This window comes from Qipengyuania pelagi (assembly GCF_009827295.1).
GTDB classification, from domain to species: Bacteria; Pseudomonadota; Alphaproteobacteria; order Sphingomonadales; family Sphingomonadaceae; genus Qipengyuania; species Qipengyuania pelagi.
This window is the reverse complement of sequence record NZ_WTYD01000001.1, coordinates 1659453-1682847: the sequence shown is the minus strand read 5'-3', so window position 1 is coordinate 1682847 and position 23395 is coordinate 1659453. Positions and strand designations below refer to the sequence as shown.

25 protein-coding genes are annotated in these 23395 nt (G+C 65.0%); 13 read left to right on the top strand and 12 right to left on the bottom strand.

Translation table 11 applies throughout. From position 1 onward, the window contains the following. Window positions 1-14: 14 nt before the first annotated feature. From GRI47_RS08375 to GRI47_RS08340, 8 genes are all read right to left on the bottom strand, one after another. A complete protein-coding gene (locus tag GRI47_RS08375; RefSeq protein WP_160660811.1) occupies window positions 15-1103 on the bottom strand; it encodes a hypothetical protein in 1089 nt (362 codons plus the stop codon). Between the two features lie 90 nt (window positions 1104-1193). Beyond that, complete coding sequence (locus tag GRI47_RS08370; RefSeq protein ID WP_160660810.1) at window positions 1194-1772, bottom strand: lysozyme; 579 nt, start codon at window positions 1770-1772, stop codon at window positions 1194-1196. Between the two features lie 175 nt (window positions 1773-1947). After that, window positions 1948-3492 carry a tetratricopeptide repeat protein gene (locus GRI47_RS08365; RefSeq protein ID WP_160660809.1) on the bottom strand — a complete coding sequence of 515 codons (1545 nt, stop codon included), beginning with the start codon at window positions 3490-3492 and terminating at the stop codon, window positions 1948-1950. Window positions 3493-3810: 318 nt separating this feature from the next. After that, window positions 3811-5220: a type I glutamate--ammonia ligase gene (gene glnA, locus GRI47_RS08360; protein ID WP_160660808.1), complete on the bottom strand. Its 1410-nt coding sequence runs from the start codon at window positions 5218-5220 to the stop codon at window positions 3811-3813. 73 nt (window positions 5221-5293) lie between these two features. Continuing rightward, window positions 5294-5632 carry a P-II family nitrogen regulator gene (locus tag GRI47_RS08355; protein WP_160660807.1) on the bottom strand — a complete coding sequence of 113 codons (339 nt, stop codon included), beginning with the start codon at window positions 5630-5632 and terminating at the stop codon, window positions 5294-5296. Between the two features lie 277 nt (window positions 5633-5909). Then, window positions 5910-6839 (bottom strand): N-acetyl-gamma-glutamyl-phosphate reductase, encoded by a 930-nt coding sequence (gene argC, locus GRI47_RS08350; RefSeq protein ID WP_160660806.1) that lies wholly within the window; start codon window positions 6837-6839, stop codon window positions 5910-5912. Window positions 6840-6842: 3 nt separating this feature from the next. Beyond that, window positions 6843-7190 carry a hypothetical protein gene (locus GRI47_RS08345; RefSeq protein ID WP_160660805.1) on the bottom strand — a complete coding sequence of 116 codons (348 nt, stop codon included), beginning with the start codon at window positions 7188-7190 and terminating at the stop codon, window positions 6843-6845. Between the two features lie 154 nt (window positions 7191-7344). Continuing rightward, a complete protein-coding gene (locus GRI47_RS08340; protein ID WP_160661381.1) occupies window positions 7345-8742 on the bottom strand; it encodes a leucyl aminopeptidase family protein in 1398 nt (465 codons plus the stop codon). Between the two features lie 58 nt (window positions 8743-8800). Between GRI47_RS08340 and GRI47_RS08335 the strand changes: the two genes are divergently transcribed. Both GRI47_RS08335 and map read left to right on the top strand, forming a co-directional pair. After that, a complete protein-coding gene (locus GRI47_RS08335) occupies window positions 8801-9643 on the top strand; it encodes a DUF3298 and DUF4163 domain-containing protein (RefSeq protein ID WP_160660804.1) in 843 nt (280 codons plus the stop codon). A gap of 17 nt (window positions 9644-9660) precedes the next feature. Further along, entirely contained in the window at window positions 9661-10485 is an 825-nt protein-coding gene (map, locus tag GRI47_RS08330; RefSeq protein ID WP_160660803.1) for a type I methionyl aminopeptidase, read from the top strand. A gap of 4 nt (window positions 10486-10489) precedes the next feature. On the opposite strand, the gene GRI47_RS08325 is transcribed toward map, so the two are convergent. After that, complete coding sequence (locus tag GRI47_RS08325) at window positions 10490-11146, bottom strand: heme exporter protein CcmB (RefSeq protein WP_160660802.1); 657 nt, start codon at window positions 11144-11146, stop codon at window positions 10490-10492. Next, window positions 11140-11760, bottom strand: coding sequence for a heme ABC exporter ATP-binding protein CcmA (gene ccmA / locus GRI47_RS08320; RefSeq protein WP_160660801.1), 621 nt, complete (start codon window positions 11758-11760; stop codon window positions 11140-11142). The genes GRI47_RS08325 and ccmA overlap by 7 nt, the downstream gene beginning before the upstream one ends. A gap of 52 nt (window positions 11761-11812) precedes the next feature. Between ccmA and GRI47_RS08315 the strand changes: the two genes are divergently transcribed. Beyond that, a complete protein-coding gene (locus GRI47_RS08315) occupies window positions 11813-12103 on the top strand; it encodes a 4a-hydroxytetrahydrobiopterin dehydratase (protein WP_160661380.1) in 291 nt (96 codons plus the stop codon). Between the two features lie 15 nt (window positions 12104-12118). On the opposite strand, the gene GRI47_RS08310 is transcribed toward GRI47_RS08315, so the two are convergent. Both GRI47_RS08310 and GRI47_RS08305 read right to left on the bottom strand, forming a co-directional pair. After that, on the bottom strand, window positions 12119-12922 hold the full coding sequence (locus GRI47_RS08310) for an SDR family oxidoreductase (protein ID WP_160660800.1): 804 nt from the start codon (window positions 12920-12922) through the stop codon (window positions 12119-12121). A gap of 23 nt (window positions 12923-12945) precedes the next feature. Further along, window positions 12946-13563, bottom strand: coding sequence for a DNA-3-methyladenine glycosylase family protein (locus GRI47_RS08305; RefSeq protein ID WP_160660799.1), 618 nt, complete (start codon window positions 13561-13563; stop codon window positions 12946-12948). Between the two features lie 85 nt (window positions 13564-13648). On the opposite strand from GRI47_RS08305, the gene GRI47_RS08300 reads away from it, so the two are divergent. The 10 genes from GRI47_RS08300 to GRI47_RS08255 all read left to right on the top strand — a co-directional run bounded on the left by GRI47_RS08300 (window position 13649) and on the right by GRI47_RS08255 (window position 23394). Continuing rightward, window positions 13649-13966, top strand: coding sequence for a 2Fe-2S iron-sulfur cluster-binding protein (locus GRI47_RS08300; protein WP_160660798.1), 318 nt, complete (start codon window positions 13649-13651; stop codon window positions 13964-13966). 71 nt (window positions 13967-14037) lie between these two features. After that, on the top strand, window positions 14038-15054 hold the full coding sequence (locus GRI47_RS08295; protein ID WP_160660797.1) for a cysteine synthase A: 1017 nt from the start codon (window positions 14038-14040) through the stop codon (window positions 15052-15054). Between the two features lie 66 nt (window positions 15055-15120). Further along, the gene (locus GRI47_RS08290; RefSeq protein ID WP_160660796.1) at window positions 15121-15525 is read left to right on the top strand and encodes a hypothetical protein; all 405 of its coding nucleotides are present in this window, start codon (window positions 15121-15123) and stop codon (window positions 15523-15525) included. Continuing rightward, complete coding sequence (locus GRI47_RS08285; protein WP_160660795.1) at window positions 15512-16336, top strand: Gldg family protein; 825 nt, start codon at window positions 15512-15514, stop codon at window positions 16334-16336. Before GRI47_RS08290 ends, GRI47_RS08285 begins: the two co-directional genes overlap by 14 nt. Before the next feature lie 406 nt (window positions 16337-16742). Continuing rightward, window positions 16743-17234, top strand: coding sequence for a division/cell wall cluster transcriptional repressor MraZ (locus GRI47_RS08280; RefSeq protein ID WP_160660794.1), 492 nt, complete (start codon window positions 16743-16745; stop codon window positions 17232-17234). Further along, window positions 17231-18160: a 16S rRNA (cytosine(1402)-N(4))-methyltransferase RsmH gene (gene rsmH / locus GRI47_RS08275; RefSeq protein WP_160660793.1), complete on the top strand. Its 930-nt coding sequence runs from the start codon at window positions 17231-17233 to the stop codon at window positions 18158-18160. Before GRI47_RS08280 ends, rsmH begins: the two co-directional genes overlap by 4 nt. Further along, window positions 18160-18690 carry a hypothetical protein gene (locus GRI47_RS08270; RefSeq protein ID WP_160660792.1) on the top strand — a complete coding sequence of 177 codons (531 nt, stop codon included), beginning with the start codon at window positions 18160-18162 and terminating at the stop codon, window positions 18688-18690. Before rsmH ends, GRI47_RS08270 begins: the two co-directional genes overlap by 1 nt. 53 nt (window positions 18691-18743) lie before the next feature. Beyond that, window positions 18744-20438: a peptidoglycan D,D-transpeptidase FtsI family protein gene (locus tag GRI47_RS08265; protein WP_160661379.1), complete on the top strand. Its 1695-nt coding sequence runs from the start codon at window positions 18744-18746 to the stop codon at window positions 20436-20438. Then, complete coding sequence (locus GRI47_RS08260) at window positions 20435-21928, top strand: UDP-N-acetylmuramoyl-L-alanyl-D-glutamate--2,6-diaminopimelate ligase (RefSeq protein ID WP_160660791.1); 1494 nt, start codon at window positions 20435-20437, stop codon at window positions 21926-21928. Before GRI47_RS08265 ends, GRI47_RS08260 begins: the two co-directional genes overlap by 4 nt. After that, on the top strand, window positions 21925-23394 hold the full coding sequence (locus GRI47_RS08255) for a UDP-N-acetylmuramoyl-tripeptide--D-alanyl-D-alanine ligase (protein ID WP_160660790.1): 1470 nt from the start codon (window positions 21925-21927) through the stop codon (window positions 23392-23394). The genes GRI47_RS08260 and GRI47_RS08255 overlap by 4 nt, the downstream gene beginning before the upstream one ends. Window position 23395: the final 1 nt, after the last annotated feature.

Sequence of the window (23395 nt, the reverse complement as noted above, 5' to 3'; positions counted from 1 at the left end):
GATGTTACTCCGGCTCAGGTCAGCAGATCGATGGCGGCGGCCACCAGCTGGGTCTGCGGATCGACCCGGTACACATACCCGTCCGAATAGCGGTAATTCGCCTCGGGCGTGTCGTAATAGCGGTCCCGATAGGTGTAGGGCACGTTATAGACATCGTAACCGCGCGGCATCGGCTGGCCGACGGTCCACTGATCGCCGGTCAACAGCGCCGCGATCGACTGGATCGCACTCGTCGTCGGATCGACGCGGTAGATCACATCGTCGGCATAGCGATAATTCTGCGGCCCGCCGAGATTGTAATAGTCGACGTAATAGTCGGGCAGGCTGCCGCTCCCATACGAGCTGGGCCACTGGTTCCCGATCGCAAGCGCACCGCCGAGCAGCGGGATGTAGCCCGCGATATCCGAGCCGTTGCGCCGCAGCAGATAGCCATCATCGTAGAAATAATCGCCGCGGTCGTAACCCGTCAGCCCGAAAAGCGAGGGTTGATAGAACGAACCATAGGGCGCGCGCTGTTTCGCGAGGCCGGGAGGCTGGCAGCCATTGTTTTTCTTCGCGAGACCCGGTGGGCACCCGTCGAGGACCGAGGGCGTGTATCCGAAGGAACCGCCATACCGGCCAGCCGGCTGGACATAGCGATCGACCGTCCGCTCGACCAACTGGCCATTGTTTCTGGCGTTGTCGCGTCCGTTCGCACTGTTGCGGTTCGCATTGCCGTTATTGCCGCGAAGATCGCGCTCGACCTGTCGGACTTCGCGCTCGATCGCATTGCGCTGGCCATTCCCACGGACATCGTTGCGAGCGTTGCCGTTACCCTGATTGCCGTTGCTAGCCTTGGCCCCGTTTCCGTTGCCATTGCCGTTGACATTGCCATTGCTGTTACCGTTGCCACGCTCGGTCTGCGCCGGGGGACCGCCACGCTCGGCCTTGCCGTTTCCGTTACCGGAATTGCCCTTCATCGCCGGGCCTGCCTGCGCCGCGGCGGGCGGACCGCCCTTGCCGTTGCCCTGATTTCCGTTGCCGTTACCCTTGCCATTTCCCTGAGCAATCGCCCCGGTGGCGGCAAGAGCGAGGATCGCTACGCTGCTGGTAAAAATACGCATTTGTTAACTCCTGATTGGAGGATCAACGGCATTCGATCGGGCTGGTTCCACACCTGGAGACTGATGAACGAGGCAGATTGGTGGCGTTCATCAAGCGCCTGAATAGAGACGCGTTTCAGCCTCGCGGCGCCGGACCAGGCCGCGCATGACCCGGCCCCCGGCGTGTTTCCAACGACCGAATTCGCGCGCCGCTGCGCTGTAATCGCCCGCGATGTGGAGGCGGGTGAGACTGGCCCGCGCGATCGCGCCGGTGTTGTAATGGAAGCTGACAAGCGCATCGAACTGGCACTGCGACGTCGGGCTGTCACCGATCGCAGCGGCGACCTCGGCGGCGTAGCGTGCGAGATCGCGGACGAGGCGCTCGTCGCACTCCTCCTTCGTCCATACCGTTTCCGGCCCGATTCCCGGTCCCGTCGCGCCCCAGCCGATCGTCCAGGGCGCGCCGCCAGTGCCGGGGTCGGGATAGGCCGCGACCAGTCCGTCTGACCGCACCCGCGCGCACCCTTCGAAGCGCTTGATGAGAGCGACACCCTCCGGCCCGATCGAGTGCGCGCTCTCTTCCACCCCTTCCAGCGCATCGAGCGCCGCATCGATCATCTCGACTTCCCTCTGCCGGAAAGGCCGACCGATGAGGCGCCGCAACAGGTCGAACAGGGGTTTGCGAATCATCGGAGCCTCCAGCGTCGGATCGAGCGAGGCGAGGCAATTAGGCGCGCGAAGACGCTGTAGGAAAATGGTTTGATTGGCGGACCGCCGGGGAGAGGGATCCCGATTCGGGAGCGACTAACCGCCGGACGAGAAAGGTCACGCCAGAGACACGTAGATGTGTCTCTGGCGTGAATTCCTATTCGCTGTCTTCCGGGTTTTTCGGTGTGAACGTATTTGTTTCAGGATCGTAGCGACCGTCTTTCTTAGCTTCGAGCCGGTCGAGCATGTCGCGAGGCGTTTCGTAATTCTCGATATTCGTATACCGCTCGGCATATCGTTCCATGGCCTTGCCGCGACGCCGTTTTTCGCGAGCATCCCCGTCGAAAGCGCCGAATGCTGCCGGCTCGATGATTGCGATTGCATCGTCGATCAGGCCGCGCTGTTCGAAATCCCGGGCCAGGAGATACCGGATTTCGTCGTTCTGCGGCAAAAGCTGGAACGCTTCGACCATACGATTTTGCGCTTCCACCGATGGGCTCTGACCCTGCGCCAGGAAGCTTTCGAAAAACGCTACTCTCGGAGCGATCGCGATGTTCGATGCGGCTATCGCAGCCTGGAACGGTTTGCGTGCCTCGGACCAGGCGGCGTCGTCCGAACTCTGAGAAAGCTGGCCGGTCAAAGCCTTGCCTCGCTCCGTCAGGCCAACGATGTTGGTCGGATCAATTCGCAAAAGATGCTCGGTCGTCTGGGCCGCTTGTTCCGGCATATTCGCGAGATTTTCCAGTTGTGCCTGAATCTCGAGGCCCATCACATTATCCGGTGCTTCCGCTCGAATTTCCCGCACGGCGCCGACGATTTGAGGAAGCGCGCTCTTCTCGTAGCCGGAATAGAGCCTGATCTGATATCGCATGAGGCGACTTTCCATATCCGTCAGCTCGCGAACCGGTATCGTTCCGAGGTTCATAGGCTTGAGGGAAAGCCGCATCGCATTGATATTTTGGCGATGCTTACGCAGTTCGGCGTCCAAGACGTCAAGATCCCCGAAGGCATTGGTCGCGGCTTCTTCGTACGGCGTTCCAGCCGCTACTGCGGCGAGGTACTGCTGCAACTGCGCGCCGCGTTCCTTGTTTTGCGCACCCAGATGGGTCAACAGCCATCCTTCGGCATAAAGCTGCCCGATATCTTGGCCGACATCGGCATAGGATTTAGCCGTCAGCAGTTTGCGGACGGGAAGCCATGCGTTCTCACGGATGGTATCGACACGGAAATAGGGTGCGTGACCAATCTCGACAACGTTTTCCTCTGGGAAAGCCATCGTGCCATAGTATTCAGCGAAACCTTCTGAATACCAGCTAGGATAGTTGGCGTTGAAATACTGATACATGTAATGATGCAGATATTCATGTTGCCGTACTTCTGGGCCCCAATCGTATGACTTGCGCGCAGCCTTGCGCGCGCTTCTCCGCCCAGTGCGCATGACATTTCGGAACGTGACCAAAAACGGCCCATCTTCCGTACTGTTGTAATATCCGCCTACTCCGCTGCTGGGATAAGGGAATGTGGCATTGACCGCGTCGACGTCGGCCACTTCGAACATCGTGACTTTTATCGGGCTGGCCGGACGGGTGTTGTTGGTGAGGGCGCGCACGAGCGTGTCGAACGTTTCCATCCGGGTGACCGTCTCAACGACTTCGTCCTCAGGCGCTTCGGAGTAGAGAATGAAATGATCGGTTTCTGCCACCCGCCAGTTAGCATGAGCCGGGACCGCGAGCGCGCACGCTGCTGCCATGCTCGTCATTGCGAAAAGTGGACGGAAAATTCGTGACATTGTTTCACCCCAAATAACCACACGGATGGGGAGCGATTCAATGAATGAGCAAAGCCTGAGCCAAAGCCCGGAAAACGACCCCCGAAACCAAGGAATGACGGATTCGATGGGACAATGCAATTAAAGCATGATTTTCTGTCCTGCCGCGCCAGCCGAGACCCAAAAGAAATGGGGCGCCCGGATTGCTCCGGACGCCCCGCTCGGTGAAGGCTGGCCTTTAACCGCTAAAGGTTAAGCGGAATAGTACATATCGAACTCGGCCGCGCAGGGCGTCGTTTCGACGCGCAGGACTTCGTCCCACTTCAGTTCGATATAGGCGTCGATCTGGTCCTTGGTGAAGACGTCGCCCTTCAGCAGGAAGTCGTGGTCGGCCTCCAGGTTCTCCAACGCCTCACGCAGGGAGCCGCACACGGTCGGCACGTCGGCCAGTTCGGCGGGCGGCAGGTCGTAGAGGTTCTTGTCCATCGCCTCGCCCGGATGGATCTTGTTGGTGATCCCGTCGAGGCCCGCCATCAGCAGCGCGGCATAGGCGAGGTAGGGGTTGGCCATCGCATCGGGGAAGCGGAATTCCACGCGCTTCGCCTTTTCGCCTGCACCGTAGGGGATGCGGCACGAGGCCGAACGGTTGCGCGCCGAATAGGCGAGCAGGACCGGCGCTTCGAAGCCCGGCACCAGCCGCTTGTAGCTGTTGGTGGTGGGGTTGGTGAAGGCGTTCAGCGCCTTGGCGTGCTTGATGACGCCGCCGATGAAATAGAGGCAATTGTCCGACAGGCCGGCATAGCCATTGCCCGCGAAGGTCGGCTTGCCGCCATCCCAGATCGAGAAGTGGGTGTGCATACCCGAACCGTTATCGTCCTTGATCGGCTTGGGCATGAAAGTGGCCGTCTTGCCATAGGCATGGGCGACCTGGTGCACGACATACTTGTAGATCTGCATATTGTCGGCGGTTTCGACCAGGGTTGAATAGGTCAGGCCCAATTCGTGCTGCGCGGCGGCGACTTCGTGGTGGTGCTTGTCGCAGGGCAGTCCCATTTCGAGCATGGTCGAGACCATCTCGCCGCGGATGTCGACCGCGCTGTCCACCGGGGCGACGGGGAAATAGCCGCCCTTGGCGCGCGGACGGTGGGCCATGTTGCCCGCCTCGTATTCGCGGCCCGTATTGGTCGGCAATTCGATATCGTCGATCCGGTAGCCCGATCCGGCATAGCCGTCCTCGAAGCGGACATCGTCGAACATGAAGAATTCGGCTTCGGGGCCGACATAGACGGTGTCGCCCACGCCGGTCGACTGGAGGAAGGCCTCGGCGCGCTTCGCGGTGGTGCGCGGGTCGCGGGCATACCATTCGCCGGTCGACGGTTCGACGATGTCGCAGAACACGATCAGCATCGGCTCGGCGCTGAAGGGATCGACATAGACCCGCTCGAGATCGGGCTTGAGGATCATGTCGCTTTCATTGATGACCTTCCAGCCCGCGATGGAGGAACCGTCGAACATCAGGCCGTCTTCGAGCTGGTCCTCGTCGAGCGTCTTGGCCACCATGGTCAGGTGCTGCCACTTGCCCTTGGGATCGGTGAAGCGAAGATCGACCCATTCGATGCCTTCGTCTTCGATGCGCTTGAGGACCTTGCTTGCATTGCTCATGTGATCAGTTTCCTTGCTGGTTTCGAGTTTCGCCAAAGGGCGGGATGTGTTGGCGGGAATATTGGATTGAGGGCTAGATCGCGTCGTCGTCGCGCTCGCCGGTGCGAATGCGCAGCGCGCTTTCGAGTGCAGAGACGAAGATCTTCCCGTCCCCGATCCGCCCGGTCTGGGCGGCGGCGGCTATCGCTTCCACGGTGCGTTCGGCGATGTCGTCGCTTACCACGACTTCGAGTTTCACCTTGGGCAGGAAGTCGACGACATATTCGGCGCCGCGATAGAGTTCGGTGTGGCCCTTCTGGCGGCCGAACCCCTTCGCTTCGGTCACGGTGATGCCGGACACGCCGATTTCGTGCAGCGCCTCCTTCACCTCGTCCAGCTTGAAGGGTTTGATGATCGCTTCGATCTTCTTCATGAAACCGGGAATTCCCCCAACCTGTTCGGCGTTTCGACGCTGCGTGGTTCGCCGATCCGGGCGATCCTTACGGATCGGTTACCAAGAATCGTGCCAGACCGTTTCGAACCGTTCGCGCGCAGCGTAGAGGATCGAAAGCGCGCGGAAAAGGGCGCATTCCGGTATCTTTTGAATAGTCGGGCAGGCCGGGCGTGAAATCGGGTGACTGCTGTGCACGTTCACCCGCCCACCGCGCTGCCCAAACACCGGGCGATCGCTGCCCGAAAAACAGGCAGGATCAGAACGAAAGGCCCGTGGTTTCCGGCAGACCGCACATCAGATTGAGGTTCTGGATCGCCGCGCCGCTCGCGCCCTTGCCGAGATTGTCGAGCCGCGCGACGAGGCGCGCATTCCACCCGCCGTCATTGCCGAAGACGAACAACTCCATCCCGTCCCATGGCGCGGCGTCGCGATCGAGCACGAGTTCGCGCGGGTTCTCGCTTTCGAGGACCGAAACGACAGGCGATCCGGCGTAGAATTCGGTGAGGCCCGATCGCAGGCTGTCGGAATGGGGTTCGCCCGCCATGGCGCCGAGATGCAGCGGCACTTCGACGATCATGCCGCGATAGACGGGCACGACCGATGGAGCGAAGAGGACCGGATGCTCCAGCCCGGCACGCAGCTGCATTTCGGGCAGGTGCTTGTGGCGAAGGTCGTAGCCATAGGCGTGGAAACCCGGCGCACCGCCCTTTTCGAATTCCGCGATCAGCGCCTTGCCGCCGCCCGAATAGCCGCTGACGGCGTTGACGGTGAAGGGCCAGTCCGCCGGTAGCAGGCCTTCGCGCACCAGCGGCGCGACGAGGCCGAGAAATCCGGTCGGGTAGCAGCCCGGATTGCTGACCCGGCGCGCTTCGGCCACGCGTTCGCGTCCGACGAGTTCGGGAAAACCGTAGCACCAGCCTTCGGTGGTGCGATGCGCGCTCGATGCGTCGATGATGCGCGTGCCGCTGGCCGGATCGAGCAGATCGACGGCGTCGCGCGCCGCGTCGTCGGGCAGGCACAGGATGGCGATATCCGCCTCGTTCAGCGCCTCGCGCCGCGCTTCGATGCTCTTGCGGCGCTCGTCGTCGAGGAGGATCAGGTCGAATTCGGCGCGCCCCTCCAGCCGGTCGAGGATTTCGAGGCCGGTGGTCCCGGCAGCGCCGTCGATGAAGATCCGGGTCGCCATTTGCTATTCCGAAGGAGCGAGGACGCTCAACCGGACATAGCCGCTCGGCCCTTCGGGGCCGCAGGCGATCCAGGCCCAGTCGCCCGCGCAATCGAGCAGTTCGACGGTGGTCCCGGCGGTAATCTCGGCCCCCATCTCCGCATCGTCACGCATGGCGAGCCGCAGATGCGCGCCATCGGGGCCGACTTCGCGGCACAGGGGGATGACATATTGCGTGGCAAGATACTGACCGGCCAGCGCGATATGCGCCAGATCGCCGCGCAGGGGCAGGGTCCCGGGTGCGGGCTTGCGCACCGGACCGGTCAGGCCGACCGTTTTGGTGGGAAGCGTGTAGTCTGCGGGCCTGCTCACGGGATGGGCGTTCGTTCTCGTCGAAAGGGTGAATCCCGCGCGCTTAGCCGGGAGCGGCGCGGCTCGCAAGTTCGGGCGCGGGATCGAGCGTGGCTGCAATGCCACGGGTCCCGGATCGGGTCAGATCCGGGACCGGTCCGGTCGAAGTTGGGGCTTATTCCGAATAGCGGTCCTTGAGCATGTGCCATGCCGCGCGCAACCCATAGGCATCGCCGCCCTTGGGACGGCCCGGCTTGGCCTGCGGGCGCCAGGCATAGGTGTCGAAATGCGCCCAATCCACGCCTTCGCAGACGAATTTGTCGAGGAACAGGCCCGCCACGCTCGCCCCGGCAAAACCGTTGGTGGCGGCGTTGTTCGTATCGGCGATGTCGGAGGCCAAGTATTCGCGATAGGCGTCGGGCAGGGGCAGGCGCCACGGTTCGTCGTCATGCGCCTTGCCCGCCGCGATCAGCGCCTCGGCGGTTGCGTCCTTGCGCGCCATCAGCGCGGGAAGCTCGGGGCCGAGCGCCACGCGCGCCGCACCGGTCAGCGTGGCGAAATCGAGGATCAGGTCGGGCTTCTCCTCGCTCGCCCGAGTCAGCGCATCGCCCAGGATGAGGCGGCCTTCGGCATCGGTATTGCCGATCTCGACCGTCAGGCCCTTGCGCGATTTGAGGATATCGCCGGGCCGGAAGCTCTCGCCCGAGATTGCGTTTTCGACTGCGGGAACAAGCAGATGCAAGCGCACCTTGAGGCCCGCCTCCATGATCAGCCCGGCAAGCGCGATTGCATGGGCCGCGCCGCCCATGTCCTTCTTCATCAGCATCATGCCCGACGCGCCCTTGATGTCGAGCCCGCCCGAATCGAAGCAGACGCCCTTGCCGACCACGGCCAGAACCGGATCGCCATCCTTGCCCCAGCTGAGGTGCATGAGGCGCGGGGCATGGCGCCGCGCCGCCGCGCGCCCGACCGCGTGGACCATCGGATAGCCGGTTTCGAGCGCGTCGCCGCGCACCGTCTCGAGCGCGGCGCCGTGTTTCTTCGCCAGCACCTCGACCTGCGCTTCGAGCGCCTCGGGCCCCATGTCCTCGGCAGGCGTGTTGACGAGATCGCGGACGAGGCAGACCGCCTCGGCCTCCCTGCGCGCGGCGTCGATACGGGCGGGTTTGTCGGTCAGCAGAACGCGTTGGCCGACGGGTTTTTCGGGCTTCTTGTAGCGATCGAAGACATATTGCGCGGTCTGCCAGCCATGCAGGGCCGGGCCGGGGTCGCCGCCCGAAGCATCCTTCGAAAGGCGATATGTCCCCGCCGGAAGCACTTCGGCGAGCTTTGCAAGGCACCAGCTCGACAGGTTCTGGGGATCGGCGACACCGCCCACGGCGAACCAGCTGTCCCCATCGGGCACGATCGCGGTCTGATATCCGCTCCCGTCGAATTTCTGCGCTTGAAGGGCGGCGCGCTGGCTGGCCTTCAGTCCCTTGGCAAAACTTTCGAAGCCGGTCTTGTCGGTCAGGTGGATGGTAACCGCATCCTGTCCGCGATCGGGCTGGATCAATGCTTCGCCCGCGTTCATACTGCCGCTCATATTCTCAATCCCTCACGTCAATGCTCGCACAGGAAACCCAACCCCGATGCGCCTGTTCCTGATTCCGGTCCTGCTGTCGAGCGTGGTGGCCGCCAGCGCCTGTAGCGAAGCGCAGGAATACGAAGCCAAGGTCGGCGTGAAAACCGAGTCCGCGCGCGATACCCATGAGACGCCGCGAACCGTCGATGCGGAACCCGGTGCTCTAAAGCTGGAGAACGAGCGGATCGAATTCAGCCATACCTGGCCTGCCGCGGCAAATGCCATTCCCGCACTGGCCGCGCGGTTCGAGCGCGAGGCGCAGTCCGCGCTCGACGAGGCACAGGCGATGGCGGCGGAGGATCAGGCCGCCGCGCGCGGCGACGGATGGGAATTCCGCACCCACAGCGCGGAAAAGGAGTGGAAGACGGTCGCCGATATTACCGACTGGTTGAGCCTTTCGGCGCTGATCTATTCCTATACCGGCGGCGCGCATCCCAATTACGGGTATGACAGTTTGGTGTGGGACAGGAAGGCGGGCACGGCGCGCGCTCCGCTCGACCTGTTTCGCAGCCCTTCCGCGTTCAAGACGGCGCTGTGGGGCGAATTCTGCGACGCTCTCGACGCCGAGCGGGCCGAGCGGCGCGGGGAGCCGGTGGACCCCGCATCGACCGACGGTTTCAGCACCTGTCCCGAACCGCGCGAGGTGACGGTGCTGCTGGGATCGGGCAATCGGGAAACGTTCGATCGCATCGGCATCCTTATCGGTCCCTATGTCGCCGGACCTTATGCCGAGGGGTCTTACGAGTTCACCTTCCCGGTCGATTCGGCGGTGATCGATGCGGTCAAGCCCGATTACGTCGCGGCGTTCAGCAGGGCGCCGCAGAAGCAGCCTCGCAATTCGGCGGATTGATCGCTACATCGCGCGCCATGACCGAATACCAGCAAATCGACGGCAGAGAGACCGTCTATCGCGACGGCACCATCAAGCTGCATGGCGAGGAGGGCTTCGAAGGGATGCGCAAGGCCGGGCGGCTGGCGGCGCAGATCCTCGACGAAGTGGCCCCGATGGTCGAGCCGGGGGTGACGACCGCGGCGATCGACGACAAGATCCGCGAACTGATGCTCGATGGCGGCGCGGTGCCCGCCACGCTCGGCTATCGCGGTTATACCCACAGCAGCTGCATCTCGATCAACCACGTCGTGTGCCACGGCATTCCGGGCGAAAAGCCGCTCAAGGACGGGGACATCCTCAATATCGACGTGACCCCGCTGCTCGACGGGTGGCACGGGGACACCAGCCGGATGTTCTTCGCAGGCGAACCGTCGCTGAAGGCGAAGCGCCTGGTCGAAGTGACCTATGAATGCCTGATGCTGGGTATCGAGGCGGCACAGCCCGGCGCGCGGGTCGGCGATATCGGCGCCGCGATCGAAGCCCATGCGCGCCAGTATCGCTATGGCGTGGTGCGCGAATTCTGCGGCCACGGCCTCGGCCGCCTTTTCCACGATGCGCCGGAAGTCATCCACGCGGCGAAGGCGGGGACGGGGCCTGTCTTGAAGCCGGGCATGTTCTTCACCATCGAACCGATGATCAATGGCGGTCGCCCGCACGCCAAAGTGTTGAACGACGGCTGGACCGCCGTGACCCGCGACAAATCGCTGAGCGCCCAGTTCGAGCATTCGATCGGCATCACCGAGACCGGGAACGAGATCTTCACCGGCAGCCCCAAGGGCCTCGACAAGCCGCCTTATTGAACGGTCACCCTTCGCGGGCTGCTCTGACTGCCGCGCCCGCGACGAAGGGCGTCACCGCGCACAGACCCAGGCTGATCGCGCCGGTCAGGGCGAGGCCCGCGCTGTCGGGGCGTGACAGGGCCCCCGCGCCGAAGATCAGGATCGGGATCGCGAGCGGGATGACCATCAGTCCGGCGAGCGCCGCGCCGCCGCGCAGGGCCGCGGTCAGCGCCGCGATGGCGAGGCCGATCGCGGCGAGGCCGGGGGTTCCGGCTAGCAGGCCGAGCAGAAGGGTTCTCACCGTCGCGCCCGACAGGCCGAGCAGGGCGGCGGCGGGCAGGGTGGCGAGCAGGAGCAGCGGGCCGAAGGCGAGCCAATGGGCGATCAGCCGACTGGCCATGGCCCATTCCTCGCTGATCCCGCGCAGCGCTAATTGATCGAACACCCCCGCTTCCAGATCGCCCGCGACCAGCCGTTCCAGCGGAAGGATCGCCGCCAGCAGCGCCGCGATCCAGACGACGCCCCCCCCGGTGCGCGCCAACAGCTGCGGTTCGGGGCCGACCGCGAAGGGATAGAGCATCGCCACGGCAAGGAAGAACAGCAGCGGCAGCAGCGTGCCGCCGCGCCTCCCACCGGGTAGGAGCGTGGCGAGATCGCGGCGCAGCAGCGTGACGATCACCATGGGTGGTCCCTCAGATCCAGCGTGACGGCACCCGGCATGGCGATCGGCTGATGCGACGCGACCACCACGACGCCTCCTGCGGCTCTGCGCGCGGCGATGAGGGTTTCGATCACTCCGATGCTTTCGGTGTCGAGCCCGTTCAGCGGCTCGTCCAGCAACCAGTGGTCGGCGTTCTGGCCGAGCAGGCGCGCGATGCCTGCGCGTTTGCGCTGCCCGGTCGAAAGATAGCGGACCGGGACATCCATCAGCGGTTCGATCCCCAGAGTGCACGCATGATCCGCCGTCGATGCCGCCGATCCGTCGAGCGCGGCCCAGAAAGCGAGCGCGCGTTCCAGCGTGACGGTCTCGTCCAGCGCGAGTCTCGCGTCGAGCAGGCCGATCGTGCCGCACCATCCGACCGAACCACGCGCCGGTTTCGCGCCGCCCGCCGACAGGAAATCGGACGGTCGCCTCAGCCCGGCGAGGATTTCGATCAGGCTCGATTTTCCGATCCCGTTCGGCCCCACCAGATGCAGCGCCTCGCCGGGTTTCAGAGCGAGGTCGAGTGCGCCGAACAGCGGCCGGTCGCCCCTGCGGCAATAAAGCTCCCGCGCCGTGAGACCCGCCCCTTGCATGGGGGGCAGCGATAGGCAAAAGGCGGGCACCCCACAAGCGCAGGAGCAGATCATGCCGGTCGAGGAATTGAACCAGGAAGAACGCGACAGCTGGATGCGCGCTTTGCCCGAATGGTCGCTGGCGCGCGAAGGCAAGGCGATCGAGCGCAGCTTCGAATTCGCCGATTTCTCCGAAGCCTTCGCCTTCATGGCGCGTGTCGCCCTGATCGCGGAGAAGCGCGACCACCATCCCGAATGGTTCAACGTCTACAACAAGGTGGACGTCACGCTGACCACGCATGACGCGGGCGGATTGTCCCTGAAGGACATGAAGATGGCGAAGGCGATCGGAAGCTTGCTCTAACGCCTAGCTGAAAGCTTAGCCCAAGGCTCTGGCGCTCGCACGGGTCTGCTTGCGCAGTTTGCCCGGTAGCCAGCGGCTGGCGAAGCCGAGCCTTTTGGCGGTCTTGCCGACCAGCGTGTGCAATCGGTCGCCATGCACTGCCGCCCATGCCGCTTCGGCCACATCCTCGACCGGCGTGATTTCCAGTCCGGCATCGGTCACGCGTTGGCGGATGTCCTGATTGGACCCCGCATTGGGGTTCTTGTCGAGCAGGGGGGTATCGATGAAGCTGGGGCAGAGCGAGCGGACCGCGATCCCGTCCGCCGCCCATTCTCCGTCGAGGCTTTCGGTGATGCCGCGCACGCCGAACTTCGTCGCGGAATAGACGCTGGCACCCGGCGTCCCGTAAATGCCCGCAGCGCTGGCGGTGTTGAGCAGGCAGGAACCCGGCGCCGTCTTCTTCAAATGCGGATAGGCCGCCTGCGCCCCGAACAATACGCCCTTTAGGTTGATGTCGAGGCAGCGCTCGATCTCGTCGGTCGCATTCTCCATCAATGCGCCGCCGAGCGGAATGCCCGCATTGTTCACGACTACGTCGATCCGGCCGCCCGCCGCCATGGCGAAGCCGTTCAGCGCATCGTCCCACGCCGCGCGGTCGCGGACATCGAGCTTGTGAGTGTAGGAATAACCGCCGGGGAGGAAATCCTCGGTCACGGCCATGCCATGCGCGTCGATATCGCCGAGGCCGACGAACCAGCCCTCGCGCCCGAAGCGGATCGCGATCGCGCGGCCGATGCCGGAGCCCCCGCCGCTGATAAAGATGGCCTTGCGGTCCGCCATGTCGTGTCTCTCCCGTTTTCGGCCTATAGCGCCGGATTATTGTAGATATGCCAGGTGAAGATGGCCATCGCCCCGCGATGCGGGCGCCAGTGCTCGGCCAGCGCGCGGGTTTCTTTCTCGCTCGGGCGTTCGGCGAGGCCGAGCAGTTTGCCCAAGCCCACCTGCACGGCGAGATCGCCCGCAGGCCAGATATCGGGGCGTCCTTCGGCAAACAGAAGATAGATTTCCGCCGACCAGCGCCCGATCCCCTTGATCCTGGTCAGCTCCGCGATCGCCGCCTCGTCATCGGCGGGCAGGCTTTCGAAATCCAGCTCCCCTTCCGCGACCAGTTCGCAGAGCGATCGGGCATAGCCCTGTTTCTGGCGGGACAGGCCGCAGGCCCGCAACGTGTCGAAATCGCGTTCGAGCAGGCAGGCGGGGGTGAAATCCTCACCCAGTTCGGCTTCCAGCCTGGTCCACACCGATGCCGCCGCGGCGACCGAGACCTGCTGGCCGACGATCGTGCGCAGCAGCGTCTTGTAGCCGGTGTCGCGCAGGCGCGGTTCGGGATAGCCTGCCTTGGCGAGCGCAGCGGCTACGCGCGGCTCCCGCGCCACGACCGCGTCGATCCCGTCCCGTAATTGCTCCGCGGTCAGTCCCATGCCGGCGCGCCACGCTCCTTGCCAAATGTCGGCTCGCGCCCTAGCAGCGCGACGACTGGCAAACCACAGGAACGAGGCCGCGACAATGCCCAAGCTGATCGTAACCACCCGCGAAGGCGAGACATCCGAGATCGACGTCGCGGACGGGCTGACCGTCATGGAAGCGATCCGCGACAACGGCTTCGACGAGCTGCTGGCGCTGTGCGGCGGCTGCTGTTCGTGCGCGACCTGCCACGTCCATATCGATCCGGCCTTCCAGGACAAGCTGCCCGCGATGAGCGAGGACGAGGACGATCTGCTCGAATCCTCCGATCATCGAGACGCCAATTCACGCCTCGGCTGCCAGATCCCCTTCACCGGCGATCTCGACGGTCTCAAGGTGACGATCGCGGCGGAAGACTGATTGCGGATCGCTTTGCGGCCTGCAAGCGCATCTAGTTTGCGACCGCCGGAGCGACTGCCTACGTCTTCGGTATGACTGCCATTCCCCTACGAGCCGATACGCTCGATCTCATCGGCAACACGCCGCTCGTCCGCCTCGCCGGGCCGAGCGAGGCTGCCGGTTGCGACATTTTCGGCAAATGCGAATTCGCCAATCCGGGCGCGAGCGTGAAGGATCGCGCCGCGCTCTATATCGTCCGCGATGCCGAGGCGCGCGGCGAATTAAAGCCGGGTGGAACGGTGGTAGAAGGCACGGCGGGCAATACCGGGATCGGCATCGCGCTTGTCGCCAATGCGCTCGGCTATCGCACGATCATCGTCATGCCGGACAACCAGTCGAAGGAGAAGATGGACACGCTGCGCGCTCTGGGCGCGGAGCTGGTCACCGTACCCCCGACGAAATATTCCGACGCCAACCATTTCGTTCACACCAGCCGCCGTCTCGCCGAAGAGACTGAAGGCGCGATCTGGGCTAACCAGTTCGACAACACCGCCAACCGCAAGGCCCATATCGAGGGTACGGCGAAGGAATTGTGGGAGCAGATGGAGGGCCGGATCGACGGCTTCACCTGCGCTGCCGGCACGGGCGGCACGATCGCGGGCGTCGGCATGGGCCTCAAGCAATTCGACGAGACCGTCACGATCGCGCTGACCGATCCGCATGGCGCCGCGCTCTACGATTACTACGCGCATGGCGAGCTGAAATCGGAAGGGTCCTCGGTTGCGGAAGGGATCGGGCAGGGGCGCATAACCGGCAATCTCGAAGGCGCGCCGATCGACACCCAGTTCCGCATTTCGGACGAGGAAGGCCTCGAATGGGTCCGCCGCCTGCTGCGCGAAGAGGGGCTCTGCCTCGGCCTGTCGAGCGGCATCAACGTGGCGGGCGCGGTGGCGCTGGGCCGCCAGTTGAAAGCGCAGGGTCACGAGGATCCGCGCGTCGCGACGATCCTGTGCGATACGGGTTTCCGCTACCTCTCGACGCTCTACAACGCCGATTGGCTGCGTTCCAAGGACCTGCCGGTGTTCGACTGGCTGGAAGGGGCGGCCTGACCCTTCTGGGCGATCCTTGGCGTCAAGGCGATTGACCCGATGGCGCCTCGCATCCTAATTGGCCCGATGGCTCGCCTGTTCGATCCCCGACGCAAAGCCCGCCCCGCCGATAGCGTGTCCGATCCTTCGGCCGCCGGTTTCTCGGCCGCTTCGGCCAGCGTACCGCTCGGCGGGACGCGCGGGCAGACGGCGCAAAGGCTCCAGGTGGGCCTTGCCGGGCTTGCCGGAACGCTGTTGCTGGTCGGGCTGGTCGATCTGATCGAAAGCCGCGCCGCCGAAACCGAGCGGACCTCGGTTCCCGAAGCGGTGTCCACCAACCAGCCCGCTGCCACGCCAAGCCGATCCGATCCGCTGGTCGATGCGGGCGTCGTTCCCGATCTTCCCGCCAGCCCGACGCCGCAACCGGCCCCCGATGGCGAAGCGCCGATCCTGCCGGAACGGGGCGGAAGCGACGATCTTGGGCCGCAATAGCGTCTCGCGATCGCGCGGGGCGGCCCTGGCGCTCGGTGCGGTGCTGATAGCGTGCACGGCATGTTCCGCCAGCGCCGATGCCGATCCGGCGGTTGAGCAGGTTGGCGAGCAGATGGCGCAGCCTCGCCTGGGCCTCATGTCGACTCTGCCGATCTATTGGAACGAGGCGGTCGAGTTTTCCGATCTGCTGAATCAGGATCAGGGTGCGAACTGGGTGCGCGCCCTCCTGGAGCGCGATTATGCGCTCGAACCGCTCGATGTGCTGACGCCCGAAACGCTCGCGCCGCTGGACCGCCTGATCCTCGCCCAGCCGCGTGCTTTGTCGCCGGAAGAGAATGTCGCGCTCGACGATTGGGTGCGCGAAGGTGGGCGGGTGATCCTTTTCGCCGACCCCATGCTGACGCGCCATTCCGAATACCGGCTGGGCGATCCGCGTCGCCCCCATGATGTCGCGCTGCTGTCTCCGATCCTGGCGCGATGGGGCCTCGAACTGGAAATGGACACGAGCCAGGACGACGAAGAGCGGGTGGTCGATGCGTTCGGGCTGTCGGTTCCAACGCGGATATCCGGGACTTTCGCTGCGCGTGACGCAGGGGGCGAGGCCGAATGCGCCCTGTCCGATACGCGCCTGATGGCTCGCTGCACGATCGGTAAGGGCGGTGCGCTGTTGATCGCCGACGCCGCAATCCTCGACGAAGATGACCATAACGCAGGCCAACACGCCGAAGACAAGGCGAGCGCAGAGCATTCCGAACGCCAAATTCGCGAAGCGGCGCTGACGGGCCTTCTCGAAAGCGGCTTCGAAGGCTGATTCCCGGTTCGGGGAAATTGCGGGAGCGGCCGTTTGGCGGCGTCCTGCCTTCACGAGAACCGCTTCCATCCCGCTGCGAAATGGGGCCGGAAACCGCGCAATTTCGCCCTTTTTTCCCGATCTATACGCAGATTATGCGATCCGCGAGGGGGCGCGTCCGCACAATGATGGCTCGATCAAAAATATAGATAAAACAGGTATTTGAACGTCAATCCCCAAATATCCCGCACTTTTCCCTTCCATCCCCAGCGCTCCCGCTGTATTCCTTTTCACACATCGGACAGACCGACTCCGTTCCGCGTCCATGATGCGGGGCACGCTGCGAGCTTGTGGGTGCTTTCGGCGGCGGGTGAGGTGCGTCTGATGCAGGAGCTGGATTTTTTGCGTGTGACGGGGGCCGGAGCGGGTGCTTTTCGGGGGATACAGCGGACAAGCCTATTCGCCTGCGGGCGATAAGGGCCGCTATGTCCTTCCGCCGCTGTTTCGCAAGGCGGTGAAGGAAAGCAGCGATTCCCGCACCCTATGTCTGACCAAGCACGATCGCTGGAACTGCCTCGTCGGTTTCGGCCTGTCCCGCAAACTCGAATTCGAAGCGCAGCTCGATCGCGAGGAAGAAATGGCGTTCAAGTTCCAGCGCGATTTCGATCGGGAAACCCGGTCCAGCCAGTTGAACGGCTTTGCCGAACTTCCCTTCGACGATAGCGGGCGGTTCGTCATGCCGGATTACCTGCGCGGTCTCGCCGATATCGGGGACGGGCTCTATTTCCAGGGCGGCGGGCGGTTCTTCACCGTCTGGAACCCTGATGAACTGATGCGCATGGGTGACGATTGGGCCGCCGCCAAGGCCGCCTGCCAGGCGCTGGTCGCCGAGGCGGAAGCGAAGGCCAAGCGCAAGTGAGCGAGCCTCATATCCCTGTCCTCCTCGACGAGGTGATCGCCGCGCTCGATCCCAAGCCGGGCGACGTGATCGTCGACGCGACCTTCGGGGCGGGCGGCTATACGCGCGCGATCCTCGACAAGGGGGCGCAGGTCCACGCCTTCGACCGCGACCCCGATGCGATCGCCAATGGCGCCGCGATGGTCGACCAATATGCAGATCGCCTGACGCTGCACCCGTATCGCTTCTCGCAGATGGTCGGCGCGCTGGCCGAAGCAGGCGTGGCGAGGGTCGACGGGGTCGTGATGGATATCGGCGTATCCTCGATGCAGCTCGACCAGGCGGAGCGCGGCTTCGCCTTCTCGCATGACGGCCCGCTCGACATGCGGATGAGCCAGACCGGCGAAAGCGCCGCCGATTTCCTCAATACCGCCGATGCCGATCAGATCGCCGACGTGCTGTATCTCTATGGCGAGGAGCGCCAGTCGCGCCGCGTCGCCCGCGCCATCGTGGCCGCGCGCCCGCTCGAAACGACCGGCGATCTCGCCCGCGTCGTGCGCAAGGCCTTGGGCCACAAGCCGCACGACAAGAAGGACCCGGCGACGCGCAGCTTCCAGGCGGTGCGCATCCATGTGAATGGCGAGCTGGACGAGTTGGAGCAGGGCCTCGTCGCCGCGGAAACGCTGCTGAGCGAAGGCGGGCGGCTGGCCGTGGTCAGCTTCCACAGCCTCGAAGATCGCATTGTCAAACGCTTCCTGCGCGACGCGTCGAGTGCGCCCCCCGCCTCGCGCCATCTGCCGCAGGTCGAGGCGTTCGTTCCCGCCTTCACCCGCGTCAGCAAGGCGATCCGCCCCACCGAAGCCGAGATCGCGCGCAACCCTCGCGCGCGCTCCTCGGTCCTGCGGCACGCCCTCCGCAGCGCCGCGCCCGTGAGGGAGGCCGCCTGATGGCCAGCGCCCCGCCTTCTCTCCCGCATGGCAGCCGCATCCGCCAGATCGGATGGATGCTGGCGCTGAGCCTGTGTCTCGCCGCCTTCCTCGCGCTGACCTTCAAGGTGAATGCGGTGAAGAGCGAGGTGCGTCTGGCCGAACGCCAGATCATCGCGCTCGAACGCCAGACCCTCATGCTGGAAGTCGAATTCCAGACCCGCGCCAGCCAGCGCCAGCTGTCGCAGTGGAACGCGGTCGAATTCGGCTATGTCGCGCCGCGCGCCGATCAATATCTCGAAAGCGAGCGCGAGCTGGCCGTGCTCGGTCTGCCGCGTGGGCTCGACGCGCCCGATCCGATCCGCGTCGCCAAGGCGCGTCCGCAGGCCGAAGAGAGCCTGTTCGCCGACTGGCTCGATGATGAGGAAAAATCCGGTGATGACGAGGAAGGCCGCTTGAATGCCGGCGGCTACGAGGCGGCAGGCAATCTGACGCAGCGCCTCGCCCGCTCGCCCGCTCTGCCGAGCGCCTTGGCGGATAGCGGTCAGTGAACGCCTATTCCCCCATCACCCGGTCGAGCGCCGCTGCCAGTTTCGGCGCCGCCATGCCGCAGGCGCGCGTGCAACTGGCGGGCATCCGCCAGAACTCGCTCGCGCAGGCCAAATTGCGCGTCCTGTGGATCGTACTCGCCTTCGTGTTCGTGGCGATGATGGCGCTGGTGCGGATCGCCTTTCTCGGTGGATCGGATCGTGCGGTGGCTGCGACCTCTTTGGAAGACGCGCTGCTGCCCGATCGCGGCGAAATCGTTGATCGCAACGGCGTCCCGCTGGCGCGCGCCTTCCCGGCCTATGCGCTCTGGTTCAATCCCGAAGCGCTGGGCGAGGATGGATCGCCGCTGGTGCGCAGCCCGCAGACGGTGGCCGCAGAACTCAAGGCGATCTTCCCCGATCTCGACGAGACGCGTGTCGCGGAACAGCTCGCTTCGGGCAAGGCGGGGTATCTGCGCCGCCGGGTGCTGCCCGAAGAAGCCAACCGCGTGCAGGATATCGGCGAACTCGCGCTGGAAATGCCACAGGAGAACGACCGGCATTATCCGCAAGGTTCGATGGCGGCGCATATTCTCGGCTACGTCGCGGCGGACGGGCATGGGCGCGTCGGGATGGAGCAGGTGCTCGACGAGCAGCTGAGCGATCCGGCCAGCCGTGGTATCCCGGTTGCGCTGTCGATCGACATGCGGGTGCAGGGCGCGCTCGAGGACGAATTGCGCCGGGGCATGAAACTGGTCGATGCCAAGGGCGGCGCGGGCATCGTGCTGGACGTCGACACGGGCGAGGTGATGGCGCTGGCTTCGCTGCCCGAATTCGACCCCAACAAGATCGACGAGCGCGGCGCATCGCTGATGTTCAACCGCGTGACCAATCAGGTCTACGAACTCGGCTCGACCTTCAAGCCGCTCTCGGTCGCCGCTGCGATCGATGCGGGCGTGGTGCGCGATCTGGGCGCCCATTGGGACGCCTCGCCGGTCAAGGTCGGGCGCTTCGCGATCAAGGACAGCCATTATCTCGGCGCGAGCCTCAACGTGCCGAGCACACTGATCCATTCGTCCAACACCGTCACCGCGCGCATCGCCGACAAGCTCGGCCCGGAAAAGCTGCGCCAGTACATGATGGACATGGGTATGGCAGAGCGCCCGCATATCGAGCTGCCCGCCAAGGGCTTCCCGATCTGGCCGGGCGACAAATGGCCGCGCCTCAGGAGCATGACGGTCAGCTTCGGCCACGGCATCGCGGTCACGCCGCTGCACCTCGCCAGCGCCTATGCGACGATGGTCAATGGCGGTGTGTGGCGCCCTGCGACGCTGCACAAGCTGAAGCCCGGCGAAGCGCCCGAAGGCCGCCGCGTGTTCAAGGCCTCGACCTCGGCGCGGATGAACCAGATCCTGCGCGCAACCACCATTTACGGGACGGGCAAGAACGCCGACGCGCCGGGCTTCCGCGTGGGCGGCAAGACGGGCTCCGCCGAAAAGCCGGGCGCGGGCGGTTATCGCCGTTCGACGCTGGTTTCGACTTTCGCCGCCGCTTTCCCGATGGATCGCCCGCGCTATGTCGTGATCGCCATGCTGGACGAGCCGCAGGGCACGCTCGCCTCCAGCTTCCAGCGCACCGCCGCCTGGAACGCCGCGCCGATCGTCGGCCGCCTTGTGCCGCGCATCGGCCCGATGCTCGGCGTGCGGCCCGACAACACGCGCGACATCGACATTTCCGACATCAAGCCTTTGATCCCCGAGGCGAACCGGTGAAGCTGGCGAAGCTCTGCGCGGAGGCGGGTCTCGCCTGTCCGGCCAATGGCGAGGCCGAGGTGACCGGCTTCGCCATCGACAACCGCAAGGTCGCGCCCGGCACCGTTTTCGGCGCGTTTCAGGGCGCGCGCGTGAATGGAGAGGATTTCATTGCCGCCGCGATCGAGGCGGGAGCGGTGGCGGTGATCGCCCGGCCCGAAGCGAAGGTCGAGGGCGCGGTCCATATCGCCGATCCCGAACCGCGCCGCACCTTCGCGCAGCTTGCGGCGCGCTTCTTCACCCCCGTCCCGGCGCATATCGTCGCGGTGACGGGGACGAACGGGAAGACCTCGACGGTCGAGATGACCCGCCAGATCTGGCGCATGGCGGGCGAGCGCGCGGCGAGCATCGGGACGCTCGGCGTGACGACCCCCGATGGCAGCGTGTCGACCGGGCTGACCACGCCCGACATCGTGACCTTCCTGTCGAATCTCAGCGGGCTGGCGCGCGAGGGCGTGACGCATGTCGCGTATGAGGCATCGAGCCACGGCCTCTCCCAGTTCCGCAATGAGGGCGTGCCCGTCGAAGCCGTCGCCTTCACCAATTTCAGCCGCGATCACCTCGATTACCATGCCGATATGGAGGAGTATTTCCTCGCCAAGATGCGGCTGTTCGACGAGGTCGCGAGTGATGGCGCGACGGCAGTGATCTGGCGCGGAAGCGACAGCGGCGAATGGACCGCGCGCGCCATCGAACACGCCGAAAAACGCGGGCTGACTCCGTTCACCGTGGGCGAAAAGGGCGAGGGCATCCGCCTCGTCTCGCGCGAGGCGACGGCGTTGGGTCAGGACCTGACTGTTGAACATGACGGACAGACTCGCACTTTCCGCCTTCCGCTGATCGGAGCCTATCAGGTCTCGAACGCCCTCGTCTCCGCCGGGCTGGCGCTGGCGAGCGGGATCGATGCGGGCCGGGTCTGGGACGCGGTCGCACGACTCCAGCCTGTGCGCGGACGCCTCGAACGCGCGGTCATCGCGCCGAGCGGCGCGCCGGTCTATGTCGATTACGCCCACACGCCGGATGCGCTGACCGCTGCCATCGCGGCTTTGCGCCCGCATGTTGCGGCCAAGGATGGGGCGCGTCTCATCACCGTGTTCGGCGCTGGCGGCGACCGCGATCACGGCAAGCGCGCGCCGATGGGCGAAGCGGCCTCGCAAGGGTCGGACCTCGTCATCGTTACCGACGACAATCCCCGCGGCGAAGAGCCGAGCGCGATCCGCGCGGCGGTGATGCAGGGCGTCAGCGGAGAGGCATTGGAAATCGGCGGGCGGCGCGATGCGATCGCGCGCGCCATCGCCGAAGCGGGCGAGGGGGACATCGTCCTCGTCGCCGGCAAGGGGCACGAACAGGGACAGATCATCGGTTCGGGAGAGAATATGAAGGTCCACCCCTTCGACGACGTCGAAGTCGCGCGCGAATGCGCCGCAGCACACGCGGAGACCATGAAATGAGCGCTGCCCTGATCCGCCATCCCGCTCTCAAGCGCTGGCCCATCCTCCCCGCCGACCGGCTGCCCATGGCCCTGTGGGACGCGGCCACGATCGCCGCAATCACGACTGGCAAAGCGAGCGGCGATTTTCAGGTCTCGGGCATCGACACCGACAGCCGTGATATCCGCAATGGCGACCTGTTCGTGGCCTTGCAGGGCGAGGCGATGGACGGCCATCGCTTCCTCGACAAGGCGTTCGCCAATGGCGCCACCGCCGCGCTGGTCGATCGTCCGGTGGATTATCCCCATGTGCTGGTCGAAGATACGACTGCTGCGCTTCACGCGCTCGCCGCCGCCGCGCGCGAGCGGACCTTTGCCAAGGTCGTCGGCGTCACCGGCTCGGTCGGCAAGACGGGCGTCAAGGAAGCGATCTTCGCCGCGCTCGAACGCTCCAGCCGGGGGCAGGCGCATCGCTCGATCCGCAGCTACAACAACCATGTGGGCGTTCCGCTGTCCCTTGCCCGGATGCCCGCGCGCAGCCGCTTCGGCGTGTTCGAGATGGGGATGAACCATGCGGGCGAGATCGCCGAGCTAACCGATCACGTCCGCCCCCATGTCGCGGTCGTCACCACCATCGCCCCCGCGCATATAGAGAACCTCGGCAGCGAAGAGGCGATCGCGGACGCCAAGGCGGAAATCTTCGGCGGCCTGGTCAAAGGCGGCACTGCGGTGATCCCGGCGGACAGCCCGCATTTCGCAAGGCTCAAGGCTCACGCGGACAAGCTCGGCGCGAAGGTCGTCAGCTTCGGGCGCGCGCGTGACGCAACTCTCAGGTTGCTCGATGCGATCCCCAGCGCAAATGGCGGATCGCTGGTCACTTGCGAATATCCCGAAGGCCGCATGTGCTTCACTGTGGCGGAGCCGGGCGAGCACTGGATCACCAATGCGCTGTGCGTCATGGCCGCCGTGCGCGCCGCCGGGGGCGACATGGCCGCCGCCGGTCTGGCGCTTGCCGAAATGGGCGGGTTGAAGGGGCGCGGGGCGCGCCACCAGATCGCTGCGCCGGGCGGCAAGGCGCTGCTGATCGACGAAAGCTACAACGCCAATCCCGCCAGTATGCGCGCCACGCTCGCGCAATTGGGCAATACGCCCGCCGGGCGCCGCATCGCCGTTCTCGGCAGCATGAAGGAATTGGGCGATTTCGGCGCGGCGTTCCACGCCCAGCTTTCAGAGCCGCTGGCGAGCGCGAATGTCGATCACGCGGTCTTGGTGGGCGAGGAAATGCGCGTGCTGGCCCGTGAATTGGGGAAAGCGCCGGGACAGCCGCTTGGCTTTGCCGGGTCTTTCACGCATTGCGAGAATGCCGCGGAAGCCATCGGCGCGCTGTTGGAATACGGCGTTGTCGCGGGTGACGCGGTGCTGGTGAAGGGCTCGAACTCGGTCGGCCTCGGCCAGCTGGTGGATCATTTCACACGCCGGGACGGCTGAC